Source organism: Xanthobacter sp. NM-59, assembly GCF_021401125.1.
In the GTDB taxonomy this organism is placed as follows: Bacteria; Pseudomonadota; Alphaproteobacteria; order Rhizobiales; family Xanthobacteraceae; genus Xanthobacter.
This window is the reverse complement of sequence record NZ_JACBFQ010000001.1, coordinates 115,160-132,632: the sequence shown is the minus strand read 5'-3', so window position 1 is coordinate 132,632 and position 17,473 is coordinate 115,160. Positions and strand designations below refer to the sequence as shown.

The 17,473-nt window shown below is 68.5% G+C and carries 15 protein-coding genes; 5 read left to right on the top strand and 10 right to left on the bottom strand.

The features are described from left to right. Nucleotides 1–310: 310 nt before the first annotated feature. From L0966_RS00610 to eutC, 3 genes are all read left to right on the top strand, one after another. A complete protein-coding gene (locus L0966_RS00610) occupies nt 311–838 on the top strand; it encodes an NUDIX hydrolase (protein ID WP_234049911.1) in 528 nt (175 codons plus the stop codon). A gap of 252 nt (nt 839–1,090) precedes the next feature. Then, nucleotides 1,091–2,479, top strand: a complete 1,389-nt coding sequence (locus L0966_RS00605) for an ethanolamine ammonia-lyase subunit EutB (protein WP_234049910.1) — start codon at nt 1,091–1,093, stop codon at nt 2,477–2,479. Then, nucleotides 2,476–3,255: an ethanolamine ammonia-lyase subunit EutC gene (gene eutC, locus L0966_RS00600; protein ID WP_234049909.1), complete on the top strand. Its 780-nt coding sequence runs from the start codon at nt 2,476–2,478 to the stop codon at nt 3,253–3,255. Before L0966_RS00605 ends, eutC begins: the two co-directional genes overlap by 4 nt. Before the next feature lie 55 nt (nt 3,256–3,310). Here eutC and L0966_RS00595 read toward each other — a convergent pair whose 3' ends face one another. After that, nucleotides 3,311–3,691, bottom strand: a complete 381-nt coding sequence (locus tag L0966_RS00595; RefSeq protein WP_234049908.1) for a hypothetical protein — start codon at nt 3,689–3,691, stop codon at nt 3,311–3,313. Nucleotides 3,692–4,182: 491 nt separating this feature from the next. Here L0966_RS00595 and L0966_RS00590 point away from each other — a divergent pair, with 491 nt between their 5' ends. Then, entirely contained in the window at nt 4,183–4,545 is a 363-nt protein-coding gene (locus L0966_RS00590; RefSeq protein WP_234049907.1) for a hypothetical protein, read from the top strand. 245 nt (nt 4,546–4,790) lie between these two features. Here L0966_RS00590 and putA read toward each other — a convergent pair whose 3' ends face one another. The 9 genes from putA to crcB form a co-directional block, all read right to left on the bottom strand. Continuing rightward, nucleotides 4,791–8,483: a bifunctional proline dehydrogenase/L-glutamate gamma-semialdehyde dehydrogenase PutA gene (gene putA / locus L0966_RS00585; protein WP_234049906.1), complete on the bottom strand. Its 3,693-nt coding sequence runs from the start codon at nt 8,481–8,483 to the stop codon at nt 4,791–4,793. 927 nt (nt 8,484–9,410) lie between these two features. Beyond that, nucleotides 9,411–10,202 carry an ATP12 family chaperone protein gene (locus tag L0966_RS00580; RefSeq protein WP_234049905.1) on the bottom strand — a complete coding sequence of 264 codons (792 nt, stop codon included), beginning with the start codon at nt 10,200–10,202 and terminating at the stop codon, nt 9,411–9,413. Next, nucleotides 10,187–10,933, bottom strand: a complete 747-nt coding sequence (locus L0966_RS00575) for an HAD-IA family hydrolase (RefSeq protein ID WP_234049904.1) — start codon at nt 10,931–10,933, stop codon at nt 10,187–10,189. Before L0966_RS00575 ends, L0966_RS00580 begins: the two co-directional genes overlap by 16 nt. Further along, nucleotides 10,930–11,706, bottom strand: a complete 777-nt coding sequence (locus tag L0966_RS00570; protein WP_234049903.1) for a zinc ribbon domain-containing protein — start codon at nt 11,704–11,706, stop codon at nt 10,930–10,932. The genes L0966_RS00575 and L0966_RS00570 overlap by 4 nt, the downstream gene beginning before the upstream one ends. Nucleotides 11,707–11,858: 152 nt before the next feature. Then, the gene (locus L0966_RS00565) at nt 11,859–13,673 is read right to left on the bottom strand and encodes a TRAP transporter large permease subunit (protein ID WP_234050783.1); all 1,815 of its coding nucleotides are present in this window, start codon (nt 13,671–13,673) and stop codon (nt 11,859–11,861) included. 157 nt (nt 13,674–13,830) lie between these two features. After that, nucleotides 13,831–14,460 carry a TRAP transporter small permease subunit gene (locus tag L0966_RS00560; protein WP_234049902.1) on the bottom strand — a complete coding sequence of 210 codons (630 nt, stop codon included), beginning with the start codon at nt 14,458–14,460 and terminating at the stop codon, nt 13,831–13,833. 251 nt (nt 14,461–14,711) lie between these two features. Next, nucleotides 14,712–15,407 carry a hypothetical protein gene (locus L0966_RS00555; protein WP_234049901.1) on the bottom strand — a complete coding sequence of 232 codons (696 nt, stop codon included), beginning with the start codon at nt 15,405–15,407 and terminating at the stop codon, nt 14,712–14,714. Next, a complete protein-coding gene (locus tag L0966_RS00550; protein ID WP_370640583.1) occupies nt 15,407–16,495 on the bottom strand; it encodes an RluA family pseudouridine synthase in 1,089 nt (362 codons plus the stop codon). Before L0966_RS00550 ends, L0966_RS00555 begins: the two co-directional genes overlap by 1 nt. A 71-nt stretch (nt 16,496–16,566) precedes the next feature. Then, nucleotides 16,567–16,953, bottom strand: a complete 387-nt coding sequence (crcB, locus tag L0966_RS00545; protein WP_234049899.1) for a fluoride efflux transporter CrcB — start codon at nt 16,951–16,953, stop codon at nt 16,567–16,569. Nucleotides 16,954–17,167: 214 nt separating this feature from the next. On the opposite strand from crcB, the gene L0966_RS00540 reads away from it, so the two are divergent. Further along, on the top strand, nt 17,168–17,422 hold the full coding sequence (locus L0966_RS00540; protein ID WP_234049898.1) for a PepSY domain-containing protein: 255 nt from the start codon (nt 17,168–17,170) through the stop codon (nt 17,420–17,422). Nucleotides 17,423–17,473 lie beyond the last annotated feature (51 nt).

Genomic DNA, 17,473 nt, shown 5'->3' with positions numbered 1-17,473 from the left:
GAACCGGACTTCCCTCGCGGCCCGCGCCCGGAGGCGGGGGAAGGAGAATCCGGCGGCGGCGAAGGGGATCGGGGGGTCACGAATCGAGTGCTCCGTTATCGCAGCGGGGTCATAGCGCACCCCGGTGAAGATTGGTTGCGGCCGGGGCGGGTTGTCACCCGGTCAACCGTTTCAGATATATGCCGCCCGCTGGCATTTCCCCGCTCCACGGACGTCGCGAAATGCCAAGCCTATCGAGTTGACGTGCTTTCTTCACGGAGCGGTTCCGCTTCGCTCGCGACGGCGCCGCGCCGCCACAGGAGTTCACACCATGCCCGCATCGCCAGACACCCCGCGTGACGAGATCCGTCCCACGCTCGCCGCCAGCGCCGCGGTGTTTCGCGGCCCCCTGGTGCTGCTGGCGCGCCGTGGCCATGAGCCCGCGGCGGGCCTGTGGAGCCTGCCCGGAGGCCGGGTCGAGCCGGGTGAGACCCTGGCGGACGCCGCCCGGCGGGAACTGCGCGAGGAAGTGGGGGTGGAAGCGGAGCTGGCTGGCGTCGCCGCCACGCGGGAAATCATCCGCCGCGACGACACCGGCCGCCTGACGGCCCATTTCGTGGTGGTGGCTCACGCCGCCCACTGGCGCGCGGGCGAACCGCAGGTGAGCACAGAGGCGGCCGAGGTCGGCTGGTTCCGCCCCGCCGAGATCGCCCGGCTCCACGGTACGGACGGGCTCGCCGAGGTGGTGGCGGCCGCCGCGCGTGTTCTGGGTCTCGAGGAGCCGCTCGCGGCGGCACCGGGACTGGCGGAGCCCACCCCCCACCACGCGCCCCCGCCCGCCGCCACGACGCAGGCCTGAGCGACGGGGTGATCCCCGGAAGGGGCGTCCTCTGCGGCCCGGCGGGCTGTTTCTCGCGCGCGGCGCACGCGCCGCGTTCGGACAGGCGCGCCCCGGCCGGCTGCTGCGCGGGCTTGTGCCTTGCGAAACGGGGCGAAGACTCTCCCCTGCGGCAGAGGCGCCTCCGCGCATGGACACACAAAGCCACACATCTCCACAAAATGGCACGATTATTGTCTATAGTGCGGACGAATCCGAATAAGGAGCAGCCTGATGGCCTTCGTCCACCGCATCGGCGCCCGAACCCATGCCTTCGCTGACCTGAAGGATCTCATGGCCAAGGCGACCCCTCCCCGCTCCGGCGACATGCTCGCCGGCATCGCAGCGGCCTCCGCCGAGGAGAATGTGGCCGCTAAGATGTGCCTGGCCGAGGTGCCGCTGAAGACCTTCCTCACCGAGGCGCTCATTCCCTATGAGAGCGACGAGGTCACCCGCCTGATCCTGGACGAGCACGACCCGGTGGCCTTCTCCCCGGTCTCTGCCCTGACGGTGGGCGATTTCCGCGACTTCCTGCTCTCCGATCAGGCAACGCCCGATGTGCTCGCAGGCCTCGCGCGCGGACTGACGCCGGAAATGGTGGCCGCCGTCTCCAAGCTCATGCGGAACCAGGACCTCATTTTGGTGGCGAAGAAATGCCGGGTGGTCACGCGCTTCCGCAACACCATCGGCCTACCCGGCACCATGGCCGTGCGGCTCCAGCCCAACCACCCCACCGATGACGCGGCCGGCGTCTCCGCCACCATCCTCGACGGCCTGCTCTATGGCTGCGGCGATGCGGTGATCGGCATCAATCCCGCCTCCGACAGCCTGCCGGTGCTCGATCGCCTGCTGAAGCTGATGGATGAGGTGATCCGCCGTTTCGACATTCCCACCCAAAGCTGTGTGCTCACCCACGTCACCAGCTCCATCGAGCTGATGAACCGGGGCGCCCCGGTGGATCTGGTGTTCCAGTCCATCGCCGGCACGGAGGGAGCGAACCGCTCCTTCGGCGTGGACCTCAAGGTGCTGCAGGAGGGCTATGAGGCCGCCCGCGCCCTCAAGCGCGGCACGGTGGGGCAGAACGCCATGTATTTCGAGACCGGCCAGGGCTCGGCCCTGTCCGCCGGCGCGCACCATGGCGTGGACCAGCAGACCCTGGAGGCCCGCGCCTATGCGGTGGCGCGCAAATTCGAGCCGCTGCTGGTGAACACGGTGGTGGGCTTCATCGGCCCCGAATATCTCTATGACGGCAAGCAGATCATCCGCGCCGGGCTGGAAGACCATTTCTGCGGCAAGCTCCTGGGCGTGCCGCTGGGGGTCGACGTCTGCTACACCAACCATGCGGAGGCCGACCAGGATGACATGGACACCCTGCTGACCCTGCTGGGCGCTGCGGGCGTGACCTATGTGATGGGCATTCCCGGCGCCGACGACGTGATGCTGAACTACCAGTCCACCTCCTTCCACGACGCCCTCTATGTCCGCGAGGTGCTGGGCCTGAAGCGGGCGCCGGAATTCGAGGCGTGGCTGGAGCGCATGGGCATCACCGATGCCACCGGCAAGCTCTTGCCCGCCAGCGGCGCTCACCCCCTTCTCGGCTTCGTTCAGGAGCAGGCGGCATGATCGCGCGTGATCCCTGGCAGTCCTTCGCCCGCCACACCCCGGCGCGCATCGCCCTGGGCCGCACCGGCGCCAGCCTGCCCACGGAAGAAGTGCTGCGCTTCTCCCTGGCCCATGCCCAGGCCCGCGACGCGGTGCACATGCCGTTTGATGCCGAGCGGGTGGAAAGCGAGATTCGCGCCCTCGGCTTCGACACGCTGCGGGTGGAGAGCGCGGCGCCCGCGCGCGACGTCTATTTGCGCCGCCCCGATCTCGGCCGCCGGCTAAGTGATGAGAGCCGCGCCCGCCTCGCCGCGCTCGACGCGCCGCCCGCGGATCTCGCCATCGTGGTGGCCGATGGGCTTTCCGCCGCCGCCATCCATGCCCAGACCGCGCCCTTCCTGGCCGCCCTCAAGCCCTGGATCGAAAAGGAAGGTTGGAGCGTAGCGCCGGTGGCACTGGCCGCCCAGGCCCGCGTTGCGCTGGGCGATGAGGTGGGCGAGCTCTTGAAGCCCCGCGCCTTGGTGGTCCTGGTGGGTGAGCGGCCGGGCCTGTCCTCCCCGGACAGCCTCGGCCTCTACCTCACGCTCGCCCCCCGGGTTGGCCGCACCGACGCGGAGCGCAACTGCATCTCCAACGTGCGTGCGGAAGGGCTGAGCCACCCGCTCGCGGCCTTCAAGCTCGTCTGGCACATTCGGGAGGCCCTCCGGCTCGGCCTTACCGGCGTGGGGCTGAAGGACGAGAGCGACCTGCTGCTGGTGGATGGCGCACCACCCGCCGCCCTTCCCCGCCCCGCCTGACAGCGGGCGAGAATCGCTCCCGGGCCGCAAGGCGCGAGCGCCGGGAGCTGCGCCTTCAGGCCGCCTCGACGGAGACGACGCGGAAGGTGTGCATCTCATCATCCTCGCGGACGGAAATGTACTCACCCACCTCGAACCGCTCGTCACCGAAGCGGTAGCCCGCCTCATCATCGTCGGTGCCGGCGAGATCATAGCGGAAGGCCCAGCTTCCGCCGGGGCGGCGCACCAGGTGGCCGACCTCGTCCTTCTCATCGGGGCGGAAGCGCACGACGCGGCAGTGCTCGCGGTTCTTGGCCCACAACTCGGGATCGATCTTCCCATCCGCCGCCAGCGGGGCCACGAAGGTGTAGCCGAAGTTCCTGGCCCCCTCGGGGAAGGCCTTTTCCCGGGCAAGCTCCATGCGGATCTTGTGCAGGCCGTGTGGAAGCTGCGTCATTGTTCTCTCCCGGCGTCTCTCGGTTTTCGCGCGGCGCGCACCGCCTTTGCCATATCCAATAGTTGGCAACGTTTTCAAGGGCCTGGAGCCGCTGCGCAAGGGCGTGGGCTCACTGTAGAGGATCACGCGCGATTCGCGAGCCCGCCTGCAGGCCCCCAGGCGAACCCACCGCAGCGCACCCCCATGAGACCCGCCAAAAGCCAAGTCTGAGGCCCGCCGAAGGCGAAGTTTGCGTGCACTGCCGCATCGTCGCCCGCGACAGGGTGCACGCAATGGGATACTGATTGTCGTCCGCCAGGAACAAAGGCACGCCGCCACACGTTGGACAACTCGGTGGATGTGCCATCATGGATGGTCAGGCAGGGGTTGCTTCCAACCATGCCTTGACCTAACGCAATGTGCCGGTTTCGTTCTTTCGCGATAATTGTTTTCCCCACACGAAGAAAAGTAAGGGGAGCGGGGGAACGTTAGCAACCTTAAGGAGAGACGCCATGAGTGATTCGACCATCTTTCAGGGCCTGAGCCGCGCATGGAACATCGGCACGCCTGCCGAATGGCCGGCGACCGCCATGAAGAATTATTTCTTCGAATGCCCGGTGGCCGTCACCTCTCACCTTCAGCGTTTCATGATGCGCCAGGCGCAGGATCAGATGCAGATCTTTGCGGAGCTGGCGAAGGATCCGAACCCGGCCAATGCCGTGACGCGTGAAGCCGCCTTCCTGCAGCAGTCGGCCCTGGCCTGGAACACCGAGCTCCTGGAGCTGGCCGAGCTGGTTCAGAGCAAGATGCTGGCCGCCGCCGCCCCGACCGCTTCGCAGCAGGAGCAGGCCCCTTCCGTGCCCCGCGCGGCCTGACACGCACCAGCCTCCGGTGGGTTCGCCCGACCGGAGGCGGCACCCCGTGAGGGAGCTCCAGCGGGGCGCCCCGGCGAGGAACGCGACCGGGGCATTTCCCCTTTTTGGTGGAAACAGGAAATGCTCCAGCGCATCGGGTTGACGCGTTTTCCTCACGCCAACCCGCACCCATTTTCGCTCGAAACGGCGCAGGGGTTTCAAAGCGCGCGAAGGGTTTCCGGTGGGCCGTTTCATACAGCGGCGTCTCATACAGCGGCCATGAGGCTGGCATTGCCTCCGGCTGCGGCCGTATTCACCGAAATGGCCACCTCGCGCATCAGCCACGCCAGTGGAACGTCCGCGCTTCCGCCGCTCTCCTGAGGCGGCAGCACATGGAGGGGCACCACCGGCCCCTCAAGGCGCGCAAGGCTCTGGGCAAAGGCCGCGATCCACGCCTCATCCCCCTCCACGATCGCCGCGTCGAACATCCCCCCGTGACTTCCCTCCGCCCACGCACCGGCCGGGGCGATCCGCGCCGCAACCGTGCCCGGCATGGTTTCCGGGAAAAAGTCGAGGGTCGGAGCATCCACCATCACACGGTTGCCGGTGGCGAGGGCCACAGCGATCAGCAGCAGCAGTCCCCACCGGCTTTGCGCGGAAATGAGCACCGTGCCGCACGGCCTGAGGCCATAGCGGTTGCGCTCCCCCACCGGGCCGGGCAGCTCCATTTCACCGCCCACGGGCGCCATCGCGGCCCAGGCGCGCGCCCGATGGGCCAGGGCGCCGAGCCCCTGGGTGTCGAGCCATTGGGCGAAAGCCAAAGCGGCCGCATCGGGCTTTTCCCCTGCATTGGCAACGGGCAGATCCGGCGCGCCGCGCACCAGGCGCTGGAGATAGAGCGGGCCGCCGGCCTTCGGCCCGGTGCCGGAGAGCCCCCGCCCACCAAAAGGCTGGGCCCCCACGACCGCGCCAATCATGTTTCGATTGACGTAGATGTTGCCCGCGCGCACCCGCGCCGTGGCTTCATCGCGAACCGCCTCAAGCCGTGAGTGGAGGCCGAAGGTCAGCCCGTAGCCACTGCCGTTGATAGCGTCCATGAGCAAAGGCAGGTCCCGCCGTCGATACCGCAGCACATGCAGCACGGGCCCAAACACCTCCCTCTGCACCTCGGACAGCGCGCCGATCTGGATCAGGGTCGGCGCCACGAAGGTTCCATGCGCCGCCTCCGGCGGCAGCGGCAGGCGAAAAACCTCGTGGCCGCCGGCCTCCATCCGCGCCACATGGGCCTCGATGGCATCACGCGCGGCATCGGAAATGACCGGCCCCACATCGGCCGAGAGCGTGCAGGTCGGCGTCACCCGCAGTTCCGCCATGGCGCCGCGAATGAGCTCAAGCAGCCCGTCCGCCACCTCCTCCTGCACGCAGAGCACCCGCAGGGCCGAGCAGCGCTGGCCCGCGCTGTCGAAGGCGGAGGCGAGCACATCCGCAACCGCCTGCTCGGCCAGGGCGGAGCTGTCGACGATCATCGTATTGAGCCCACCGGTCTCGGCGAGGAGGACCGGCGGCCGGCCCTGAGCTAGCCGCCCCGAAAGCACCTGCGCAATCTGCCGCGCCACTTCAGTGGAGCCGGTGAACATCACACCCGCCACCGCCGGAGAGGCCACCAGAGCCGCCCCCACGCGGCCGTCTCCGGGCAGCATCTGAAGCACCGCTTCGGGAACGCCCGCCCCATGCAGCAGGCGCACGGCCTCGGCGGCGATGAGCGGGGTCTCTTCCGCCGGCTTGGCCAGCACCGTGTTGCCGGCGGCCAGAGCGGCGGCCACCTGGCCGGTGAAGATGGCCAGCGGAAAATTCCACGGGCTGATGCAGGCCACCGGCCCAAGCGCCCGCTGGTCCGCCCGCAGCGCCCGGGCGGCGCCGGCGTAATAGCGCAGGAAATCGATGGCCTCCCGCACCTCCGCCACCGCATCGGCCGCGGACTTGCCGGCCTCGCGCATCACCAGCCCCATGAGCACACCCATCTGCGCCTGCAGGGCATCCGCCGCCGCCAGCAGGGGCGCCACTCGCCGCGCCACCGGCTGCGCCGCCCAGCCGGGCGCGGCCAATTCGGCCACCACCACCGCGGCCGCGATGTCCTGCGGGCCGCAATCCCGCACGCTGCCCACCAGCTCCCGCAGATCCCCCGGATTGCGGATCTCCCGCGCCGCCCCCTCGCCGGAGGGGGGCGCCGCGCTCCAGGTGCGCTGCGCGCTGGCGGCGAGATCATCGGCCAAAACCGCAAGCACGTCCTCGCTCGAAAGGTCGAGCCCCGCCGAATTGCGCCGCCCGGGAAACAGCGCGGCGGGCGCCAAGATGCGCGGATGGGGCGTGCCGGGTTCCGCCATCGCCTGGACCCGCGCCACGGGGTCCGCGATCAGCTCATCAATCGGCACAGCCGGATCGGCAATGCGGTGGACGAAGGAGGAATTCGCGCCGTTCTCCAGCAGCCGGCGGACCAGATAGGCCAGCAGCGTCTGATGGCTGCCCACCGGCGCGTAGATGCGGCACGGGCGCCCGAGATGAGCCGGCCCCACCACCTCATCGTAAAGCGGCTCGCCCATGCCGTGCAGGCACTGGAACTCATAGGAGCCAAGGGAGAATTGCTCGCCGGCCAGGTGGTAGATGGTGGCCAGCGTCTGCGCATTGTGGGTGGCGAATTGCGGAAACACCGCGTCGCGCGCCGCCAGCAGCTTACGGGCGCAGGCGATATAGGAAACGTCCGTATAATCCTTGCGCGTGAAGACCGGGAAATCGTCGAGCCCGTCCACCTGGGCGCGCTTGATCTCGCTGTCCCAATAGGCGCCCTTCACCAGCCGCACCATGATCCGCCGGCGGCTACGCCGCGCCAGATCGATGAGCCAGTCGAGCACGAACGGACAGCGCCGGCCATAGGCCTGAACCACGAAACCGAGCCCCGCCCAGCCCGCCAGCTGGGGGTCGAAGCTCAACTCCTGCAGCAGGTCCAGGGACAATTCGAGCCGGTCCTGCTCCTCGGCGTCGATATTGAGGCCGATATCGTGACGCTTCGCCAAGGCCGCGAGCGCGGTCAGGCGCGGCAGCAGCTCGGCCTTGACCCGCCCCGCCTGGCCGCGGCTATAGCGCGGATGCAGCGCCGAGAGCTTGATGGAAATGCCGGGCCCGCCATAGACCCCGCGCCCCGCCGCCTCCTTGCCGATGGCGTGGATGGCCGCCTCATACTCGGCCAGATAGCGCGCGGCATCGGCCGCCGTCACGGCCGCTTCCCCGAGCATGTCGTAGGAATGAAGGAAGCCGCGCGCCTCGAGCGCGCGGGCACGGGCCACAGCCGCCTCAATGGTCTGGCCCATCACGAACTGCTCGCCCATCAGCCCCACCGCCACATCCACCGCGCGGCGCACCACCGGCGCACCGCAGCGGCTTACAAGGCGGGTGAGCGCGGCCGCCAGCCCGGGCTCGCTCCACGCCCGCGCCAGCTGGCCGGTGACGGCGAGGCCCCAGGCCGCGGCATTGACGAAGAGCGGACGGCCGCCGCGCGCCTCAAGATGCGGCTGCCAGTCCCCGCGGCCGACCGTGTCCCGGATCAGCGCGTCACGGGTCGCCGCGTCGGGAATGCGCAGCAGCGCCTCGGCGAGGCACATGAGAGCGACACCCTCCGCGCTCGACAGGGCGAACTCCTGCATCAGCTGCTCCACCACCGAGCCCCGGCCCTTGGCCCGCAGCGCCTCGACCAGACGGTGGGCGGTGCCCGCGATGTCGGCGCGCATCCCGGCCGGCAAGCTCGCCGCCTGAAGCAGCGGCCCCAGGCACTGCGCCTCCGGCCGGCGGGTGGCCGCGGTGATCACGCGCCGCAGGTCCGAGCGCTCCGGAACCGGATCGGCGAAGTGGGAAAAGGGTCCAAAGACGTCCAGCGGCGGCGCGGGAGGCAGGGTCTCGGTGGTCATGGTGCGCTCTATCCCCCGTGGGAGGCCCCTGCGTGGCGGACGCAGGGTGGGCCATTTCCATGACGCGCAGTGTACCGTCATCCTGGGCTTGCGACGACCGGCGTCAGCACCATCCGCGATCCTGGCCAAGCCGCGCCCGCGGGCAATGCCGGGGCGGCGCCGATGCGGCCGAATCCGGAAGGTCGTGGCACATGCCCCCCGGCGCTCCAGGGGTGGCCGCGACCATGCAAGCGCTCAAGGCCCCGCGCGCGCTCCTCATACCACTGCACCGCAGCAGGGCCCCTGTAGGGGCGAAACCCGGAAGGGGCGTCCTCCAGCCATTGCAGTACTTTCATCGCCTCCACGCGCCCGCGTTGCGGGGAGGTAGCGCATGGCGGGCTCCCACCCTGGCATGGAAAGCGTCAGAGGAACCAACCCGCGCGCCCGTCTTGCGGCGCCCGCATCGGCCACGGAACGGGTGGAGGGGCCATTGACGGCGTGGGACACTCGGGTCCTGCGCCATGCCCTGCCCGCTCAGCCCCGGATCGGCCAACTTCGGGCCGCCAAGAGATCCGAGGGTGCACGCGATGGCGCGCCAGCGGCATGCTGGTTGTTCACGAAACCGAGGGGAGAGCATCCAAATCATTGATTTGACGCTATTTCATCCCGCACACTGGGTCCCATTTCGCTGGACGCGCCGCAAGGTACTCCCCCGGGTTCTCGAAACCCGGAAGCTCTGTCATGCTTTGATTGTGCGTTTGTTCCCAGCCCGTGACGACGGCCACTTCACTCGAGAACGCTCCGGGTCGGTCCCACGCCAACCGAGGCACCGGGCCGGTCGTCCCTGCGCGCGCCGATCATCTCTGGTTCGCGAAACGGCGACGTCGAGCCGGAGCCCCCTTGCACCGACCTCCCCAGCAAGACAAGTAACGGACTCAAGCGCCCGGCTCAGCCCCGGTCGCTATGGAGACGCAGCAGGGCCACCGCCGCGTCCATGTCCACCCGCCGCGCGTCGCGGCGCGCGGTGGCGAGCTCGTCTTCGCCCCATAGCTCGCGATTCCAGTCCTCATCCACATGAGCCGCCTGCCATGCCGCGTCGGCGTCCAGGACGCCCTCGGCGACGGCCAGCGCCAGCAGCGCCGAGCCCGTCAGAGTCGTCATCACATGAACGGCCGCAAGGGGAAGCGCGTCCCCCGGCACCAGCTCACTCATCCGGGCGAGGGATTCCTCCGGCTGGGCCACGTGGCGCACGCCCTCGGCCAGGAAAAAGGGCGCCCCCCTTTCCTCCCGCGCCCAGGCCAGCACCGGATCCCAGTGCTGCGCCTGCCGCTCCAGGAGCGCGGTTGGCCCATCCGCCCGATAAAAGAGCATGTCGGTGCCCGCATAGCGCACCACTTCGTCCCGCACCGCCGCCGGCTCGGCAGCGACCCGGTCCAGAGCCACATTCACCAGCCGCGTCATGGGCATGGAGAAGGGATTGATCTCCCCCTCCTGGACCTCCCACTCCCGCGCCAGCGCCTCGGCGAGGGCGCGCGTGGGCACCAGCAGCAGGCCGCGAGCGGGGGTACGCACCGGGCGCCCGTCCAGCAGAACGGTGAAGCCGCCTTCGACCTCCCCCACGCTCACGTCCTTATAGAAGCGCTTGGGCAGTTGCGGCCGCTGGGCCGCCTGGGCGCGCGCCATCGGATTGGCATCGGGGCCGGTATTGGTCCCGTCGAGATCCGTCAGCAGGTCGCGCATTGGTCCCTCCCCGCCTTTGCCCCGCCACTCGCGGACAGCAGATCGGCGATGGCCGGCGGCACGGCCTCGAAATGGGTGACCACCTTCTGGGCGCCGGCGTGCCACAGCTCATCGGTGCTGTGATAACCCCAGGACACGCCCAGGGCCGAAGCCCCCGCGGCCCGCGCCATGGCCATGTCGAACGAGGTGTCGCCCACCACCACGGTCTGCGCGGGGCCGATTCCGGCCTCGATCATCGCCTGCTGCACCATCGCGGGATGGGGCTTGGAGGGCGCGTCGTCGGCAGTCTGGATGGTCGTGAACCACCCCTCCATGTCGTGGGCCTGCAGCACGCGCGCCACGCCGCGCCGCGCCTTTCCGGTGACCATGCCCAGCACCACGTCGTCGCGCGCCCGCAGCGCCGCCAGAACCTCCCGGGCACTGGGGAACATGGGCTCCGGCGGGCGCAGTTCCCGGAGCCGCATGAAGGCGCTGCGATAGGCCTCCGCCATCTCCATCACCGGATAGGTCCGGTCGCCCGCGGCCAGCACCGTGAAGGTCTCGGGCAGCGACAGGCCGACGACCGAGAGCACCCGTTCGCGATCGGGCACCGGAAGCCCGAGCGCCGTGTGGGCGTCGTGCATGGCCGCGACGATCATGTGCTGGCTGTCCACCAGGGTGCCGTCGCAATCGAACAGCACCAGCGTCACGGGCGCATCGGAGCGGGACGAAGAGCCTTCGGCGAGCGTCATTTCACGGACATCTTCTGGGTTGCGATATCATAGGACCATGTGGCCCCTGTGGGGTCCTGGAACAAGATCTCCGTGAAGCCGCGCTGCTGGCATTGCTTAGGGAATGGGCCGGCAACGATCAGCTCCGCCGCCGTCTTGGCGGAGAAGTTGAACTTGATGGTCAGGATCGTTTCATCCGGCCCCGAGGTACTCACCTGCAGGTCGAGTCCGTTCTGAGCGAAGCTGTCCTGCTTGCTCTTGGCGAACGCGCGCCGGGATTCGGCATCGCCCACCGGACCTTCCTCCGGTGCCGGGGAAGCCGACAGCGGGGTGACGGCGACGCTCGGTCGCGAGGTCGCGTCAAAGCCGGACGGCGGCGGCGCGAAAGCCGAAGGCGGCGGAGTGGTGGCCGAAGGCGCGGGTTCCGGCAAGGCCATGCGCGGCGGAGTGGCCGGCGCTGCTGGCGCGACGACGGGCGCGGGCGGCGGCACCAAAGCCGGCGCGGCGGACTCAGCCGCAGCCGGCGCGCTCGCGACCGGCGCGGGCGCGGCTTCGGGAGCCGGAGCGGATGCCTGCGGCGCGGCGGGCCGCGTGTCGGCGCCCTGCGGCGCGGGCGAGGACAGGACCCACCACACCAGCGCGCCGGAAATCAGCGCCAGGGCCGTACCACCGAGCCCCACGATCACGGGCGTCAGGAAACTGGAGCGCAGCGAGCGGCCGCAAAAGGGGCACTGAGCCTCTTCCGGATAAACCTGGGCGCCGCAGCCGGGACAGAAGTCGTGCTTCGTGTTCATGCCTCACCGTCTCTGTGCCGGCCTGGCTCCGACCGGCCTACCCCTGCCCCGCCCGGGCAAAGTTGCCCGAAGGGAGGCATGAGGTCCACCCTGCCGGCCCCACACGCGTGGAAAGCCGGCAGATCAGCTCTAACAGAGCAATGTGGCAGCTCCTAATTTGGATTGCCAAAATCCAGAGGCGGTGGCGGCGGCGTATCCAGCCCCGGAGACAGGTTCTCGAACTGCTCCTGCACCTGGCTCTGGTCGAGCTGCACCGAGCTGCCCTTGTAGTGTGTAACCATCTTCGGGAACAGGACGATGAGCGCCACCATGATCAGCTGGATCACCACGAACGGCACGGCGCCCCAATAGATCTGCCCGGTGGTCACCGGCTCGGTCAGCTTGCCCGTCACGCGGTCCACATAGGGCTTCTTGGCCGCCACCGAGCGCAGGAAGAACAGGGCGAAGCCGAACGGGGGATGCATGAACGAGGTCTGCATGTTCACCGCCAGCATCACGCCGAACCAGATGAGGTCGATGCCCAGCTTGTCCGCCGCCGGCCCCAGAAGCGGGATGATGATGAAGGCCAGCTCGAAATAATCGAGGAAGAAGGCCAGCACGAACACCAGCAGGTTGACGGCGATGAGGAACCCGGCCTGCCCGCCGGGCAGCGACACCAGCAGCTCTTCCACCCATTTGTGCCCGTCCACCCCGTAGAAGGTGAGCGAGAACACGCGCGCGCCGAGCAGGATGAACAGCACGAAGGCTGAGAGCTTGGCGGTGGAATAGGTGGCCTGCCGCATCAGGTCGAACTTCAGCCGCCCGCGCGCGGCCGCGAGCGCCAGCGCGCCCACCGAGCCCATGGCCCCGCCTTCGGTCGGCGTGGCGACGCCGATGAAGATGGTGCCCAGCACCAGGAAGATGAGCGCCAGCGGCGGCACCATCACGAACACCACCTGCTCAGCCAGCTTGGAGAGCAGGCCCAGGCGGAACAGCCGGTTCGCCACCGCGATGACGAAGGCCAGCGCCACCGTCGCCGACATGGCGAGCACCACATAGTCCGAGCCGAACTTCACGCCGGTCTGCCCCATCAGCACGATGGAAAGGGCGATGGCGAGCGCCAGCGTGATGTAGAGCGACGGCGTGAGGAGCCGCGCCGCGCCGGACAGGATGAAATAGAGCACCACGAACGCGGCCACGCCCCACACCACGGTGTTGGCAAAGCCGGGCAGCATGTCCGCCGTCAGGTGCGGCGCCGATCCGGTGGCGATCAGCACCGCGAAGCCGGCCGCGGTCAGCGCCCCGAGAATGTGGGAGTAGCCGGCCTTCTGGTTCGGCTCCCGCAGGTTCTGCGCATCCGCCGGCAGCCCGGGTGCGGCCTGCGGGAAGAAGGTGGCGACGATGAAGATGTAGAAGGCATAAAGGGCCGACAGCAGCAGGCCCGGAATGAAGGCGCCCTCATACATGTCGCCGACCGAGCGGTTGAGCTGGTCGGCCATCACGATGAGCACGAGCGAGGGCGGGATGATCTGCGCCAGCGTGCCCGAGGCCGCGATCACGCCCGAGGCCACCCGACGGTCATAGCCATAGCGCAGCATGATGGGCAGCGAGATGAGGCCCATGGAGATGACCGAGGCGGCGACCACGCCGGTGGTGGCCGCCAGCAGCGCGCCCACGAAGATCACCGCATAGGCCAGGCCGCCGCGAATGGAGCCGAACACCTGGCCGATGGTGTCGAGCAGGTCCTCCGCCATGCCGGAGCGCTCGAGGATGAGGCCCATGAAGGTGAAGAACGGTACCGCCAGCAGCACCTCATTGTTCATGGTGCCGTAGACGCGCTCGGGCAGCGCCTGCAGGAAGTCCGGCCGGAACAGGCCGAGCCAGATGCCAATAACACCGAAGATGAGGCCGTTGGCCGCCAGCGAGAAGGCCACCGGGTAGCCCAGCAGCAGAAACACCACCAGCGCCGCGAACATGATCGGCGCCATATTGTGGATGAACCAGCCGCGGAAGCCCGGCTCGGCCGCGAACGCCGTATCGGGCAGGAAGGAGACGAGGGCGAAAGCCGTCAGCAGCACCCAGGAGAGGTGTGCCGGCTTGAGGCGACGCAGGGCCGCAAAGGAAGCCTGGATCATGAAGCTCTCCTCAGCGCTGGCTCTGCGAGGAAGAGGCTTCCGCCTCACCTTGGCTGTCGGCCTGACTTTCCATCAGCCGCTCAGCCTCCGCGGCGAGCGCCGCATGGGTGCCGCCCTCCCCTTCATGGGGGTCGTTCATGCGGCCGGTGAAGATAGCCACGCGCTTGATGAGCTCCGAAATACCCTGCAGCGTGAGGAAGAAGAAACCGAGCGGCACCAGCGCCTTCGCCGGCCACTGCGGCAGCCCGCCCGCGTTCAGCGACTGCTCGTCAATGGCATAGGAATTCAGGAAAAAGGGCACCGAGGTCCACAGCAGCAGGATGGAGAAGGGCAGCAGGAAGAACAGGTGCCCGAAGATGTCGATGCCGTCGCGCACGCGCTTGGTGAGGTGGGAATTCACGATGTCGATGCGGATATGCTCATTGTCCAGCAGCGTCCACGACGCGCACAGCAGGAACACCGCCGAAAACAGCACCCATTGCAGCTCCAGCCACGAATTGGAGCTCACGTCGAACAGCTTGCGCACGATGGCATTGATGGCCGAGACGAAGATGGCGGCAACGATCAGCCAGGCAGCAATCTTGCCGATGCGCGCGTTGACGGCATCGATGCCGCGGGCGAGCGCGAGCAGGGGTGTCATGGGTTCGTGTCCCTCGGGCGACTCATTATCGCGGGCCGCCGCTTTCAACATGAAGGCGGCCCATTAAGCCGGCACCATAGGCTAAGCGGACCGCACTTCAAGTGCAGCCCCCCTCAAAACCGCGCCAGGACGCCATTCCGGCGGCCTAGCCTTAAGAAAATTGCGACAAAAGTCGAACACTTGTGTGTGTTATTGCACCGCGTGCGCCGAATCGGCCCTTCTGTTGCGCCGCGATCAGCAGGCCTGGGGCTTCAGCGGGCCTGGGGCTCCGGCGCGCTGCCCCAAGGGGGCGCCCCCTGCAGGGCCGGCCCGCGCGTGAAGCTGCCGCGCGCGCTGTTCCAGAGCAGTGATGCGCCCGTGCCGGCAACGGGGCTTTCACCCACGCACCAGGCGCTCACGTCGGTTCCAGCGCGCGGCAGCACCGCGACCACACTGCCCAGCCCCTCCCAGGCGGCGGTGTCCTCCTGCACCTCGCGCGGCGGAGTCCGGCACAGGGTCGCGTCGAGCTCCTGCGGCCACACCCGGTCTGTGACGAGGTTCCAGCGGCCAGAAGCGCGGGAGTAAAAGCGAAGCCGCCCGCCGAAGGGCGCGGGCCCCTTCATGCCCCATTCGCTGAGGCCCACCAGGGGCGAGCCTTCCGCGTCGATCCAGGCGGCCATCTCGGTCACCATGCCGTCGGCGGTGTCGGCATCGCCGCGGTCGGTGATGCGCAGATAGAAGCGCGGCTTGTCCAGCAGCAGCGACACCCGCGCCCGCGCGCCATGAAGCAGGCCGCCCGAAGCCACGGGGCCGGCGGGCGAGGCCGCGATCTCGTAGGACGGGAAGCCGTTGGGCTGCGCCACCTGGAGCTCGCGATAAAGGTCCAGAATGTCCGGCCCCTGCGCCCACGCCACCGCCGGCGCCAGGAACGCGGCCAGCAGGGCGAGGCGAAGCGGCAGGCGCGCCATCACCCCTCCGGCGATTCCAGGATCGGGTCGTACTGGCTGGCGTCGAAGCCGAGCACGGCGAAGGATTGTGCCATGTGAGGCGGCAGCGGCGCGGAGACGTCGATCACCCCCTCCCCCCGCGGGTGGGGAATGACCAGCCGCCGGGCAAGAAGATGCAGCTTGTTCTGCAGCCCGCCGGGCAACTCCCAGTTCTCGATATCGAAATACTTGGGGTCGCCCACGATGGGGTGGCCGATATGGGCCAGATGGGCGCGCAGCTGGTGGGTGCGGCCGGTGACCGGCTTCAGCGAAAGCCAGCTCATCTTCTGCGCCGCCTGGTCCACCACCGCATAATAGGTCACCGCGTGGCTGGCATCGTCCTCGCCATGGCGGGCCACGCGCATCTTCTCCTCGCTCTCGTCGCGGGCGAGATAGGTGGAGATGCGGCCCTGCCGGGGCTTGGGCACGCCCGGCACCAGCGCCCAATAGACCTTGCGCGCCTCGCGCGAGCGGAAGCTCTTGGCCAGCACAGAGGCGGCAAGGCGGGTCTTCGCCACCAGCAGGCAGCCCGACGTGTCCTTGTCGATGCGGTGGACGAGGCGGGGCTTCTGCCCATCCTTGTCGCGCATGGTCTCCAAAAGGCCGTCCACATGGCGATAGGTGCCGGAACCGCCCTGGACCGCGAGGCCGAACGGCTTGTTGAGCACCATCACGTCCTTGTCCTCATAGAGGATCAGGGAACGCAGGAAGGCGAGATCATCATTGATCTTGGCCCCGGGGCGCGCCGTCGCGCCACCGGCTGCACCTTTGCCTGCGGCGGAAGCGCCAGGCGCCCGCCCCCCGGCCTTGGTGGCGCCGGCGGTGGCCGTCTCGCCCTCGCTGGGTCCGAGCGGAGGCACGCGCACGCTCTGGCCGGGCTCGAGATGGGTGGAGGTCTTGATGCGGCCGCCATCCACCCGCACCTGCCCCGTGCGCACCAGCTTCTGGAGGTGGCCGAAGGACAGGTCCGGGTAATGCAGCTTGAACCAGCGGTCGAGACGCATGCCGGCCTCGTCCTCACTCACCGTCTTCAGCTCAACTGCCATCTTGGGCCCATCCTCGCGCGGCATTCCGCCTTTGCGCTCAGGCAATAGAGCATGGCGGGCGAGCCGTCACCTCTCCCGCGACATGACGGGGATGCTCAGGTGAGCATCCGCACCAGCGAGATGCCGGCGAACACCCCCAGGAAGCCGCAGATCACGGAAGCCGCCGCATAGAGCAGCGCCAAGCCGCTCTCGCCCCGTTCCATCAGGAACAGGAAGTCCAGCGAGAAGGTTGAAAAGGTGGTGTAGCCCCCCAGCATGCCGGTGGTGAGGAACAGGCGCGCGCTCTGGTTCCAGCCCTCGCCGTCCTTGAAGGCGAGGTAGCCCGTCAGCAGCCCCATGAACAGGCTGCCGCTCACATTGATGATGAGGGTCGCGAACGGGAAGCCCAGGCCCAGCAGCTTGGGAATGGACAGGTTCATCAAGTGGCGCAGCACGCCCCCGAACCCGGCGCCCAGAAAAACCACGATAACGGGATGCAACATCACGGACGGCACGGCTTACCCCCCAAGCAGCGACAGCAACCAACGGCCCCTTCCCGCAGGGGCCGGCCCGGCCAGCCCACCTTTAGCGCGCAGAAACGCCACCCACCTCCGGAAAATGTGACCGAAGGGGAGCGCCTCTCCGCGGGAACAAACGCGGGCGTCACTATATAAGCGCGCTCAAGGCGGCAGTTTTTCAGTTTCGAGGAGAAATGTGATGAAGACGCCCCTTCTCGCCGCTGCCAGCTTCCTGGTTCTCACCAGCGGAGCAGCGCTCGCCGACCGTCCGCTCACTCCGACAGAGCAGGAAAAGGTCCAGGCCACCCTCACCGAGCAGGGCTGCAAAGGCGGCCACGTGGAGTTCGACGAGGGGATTTTCGAGGTGGACAATGCCACCTGCGCCGATGGCCACGTCTACGACTTCAAGATCGGCCCGGATTACAAGGTGCTCCACAAGGAGCTGGAGCACTGACTGCGGCCTGAACCTGGTGCGGGGGAGCCGGAACCTTCATCCCGGCTCCCC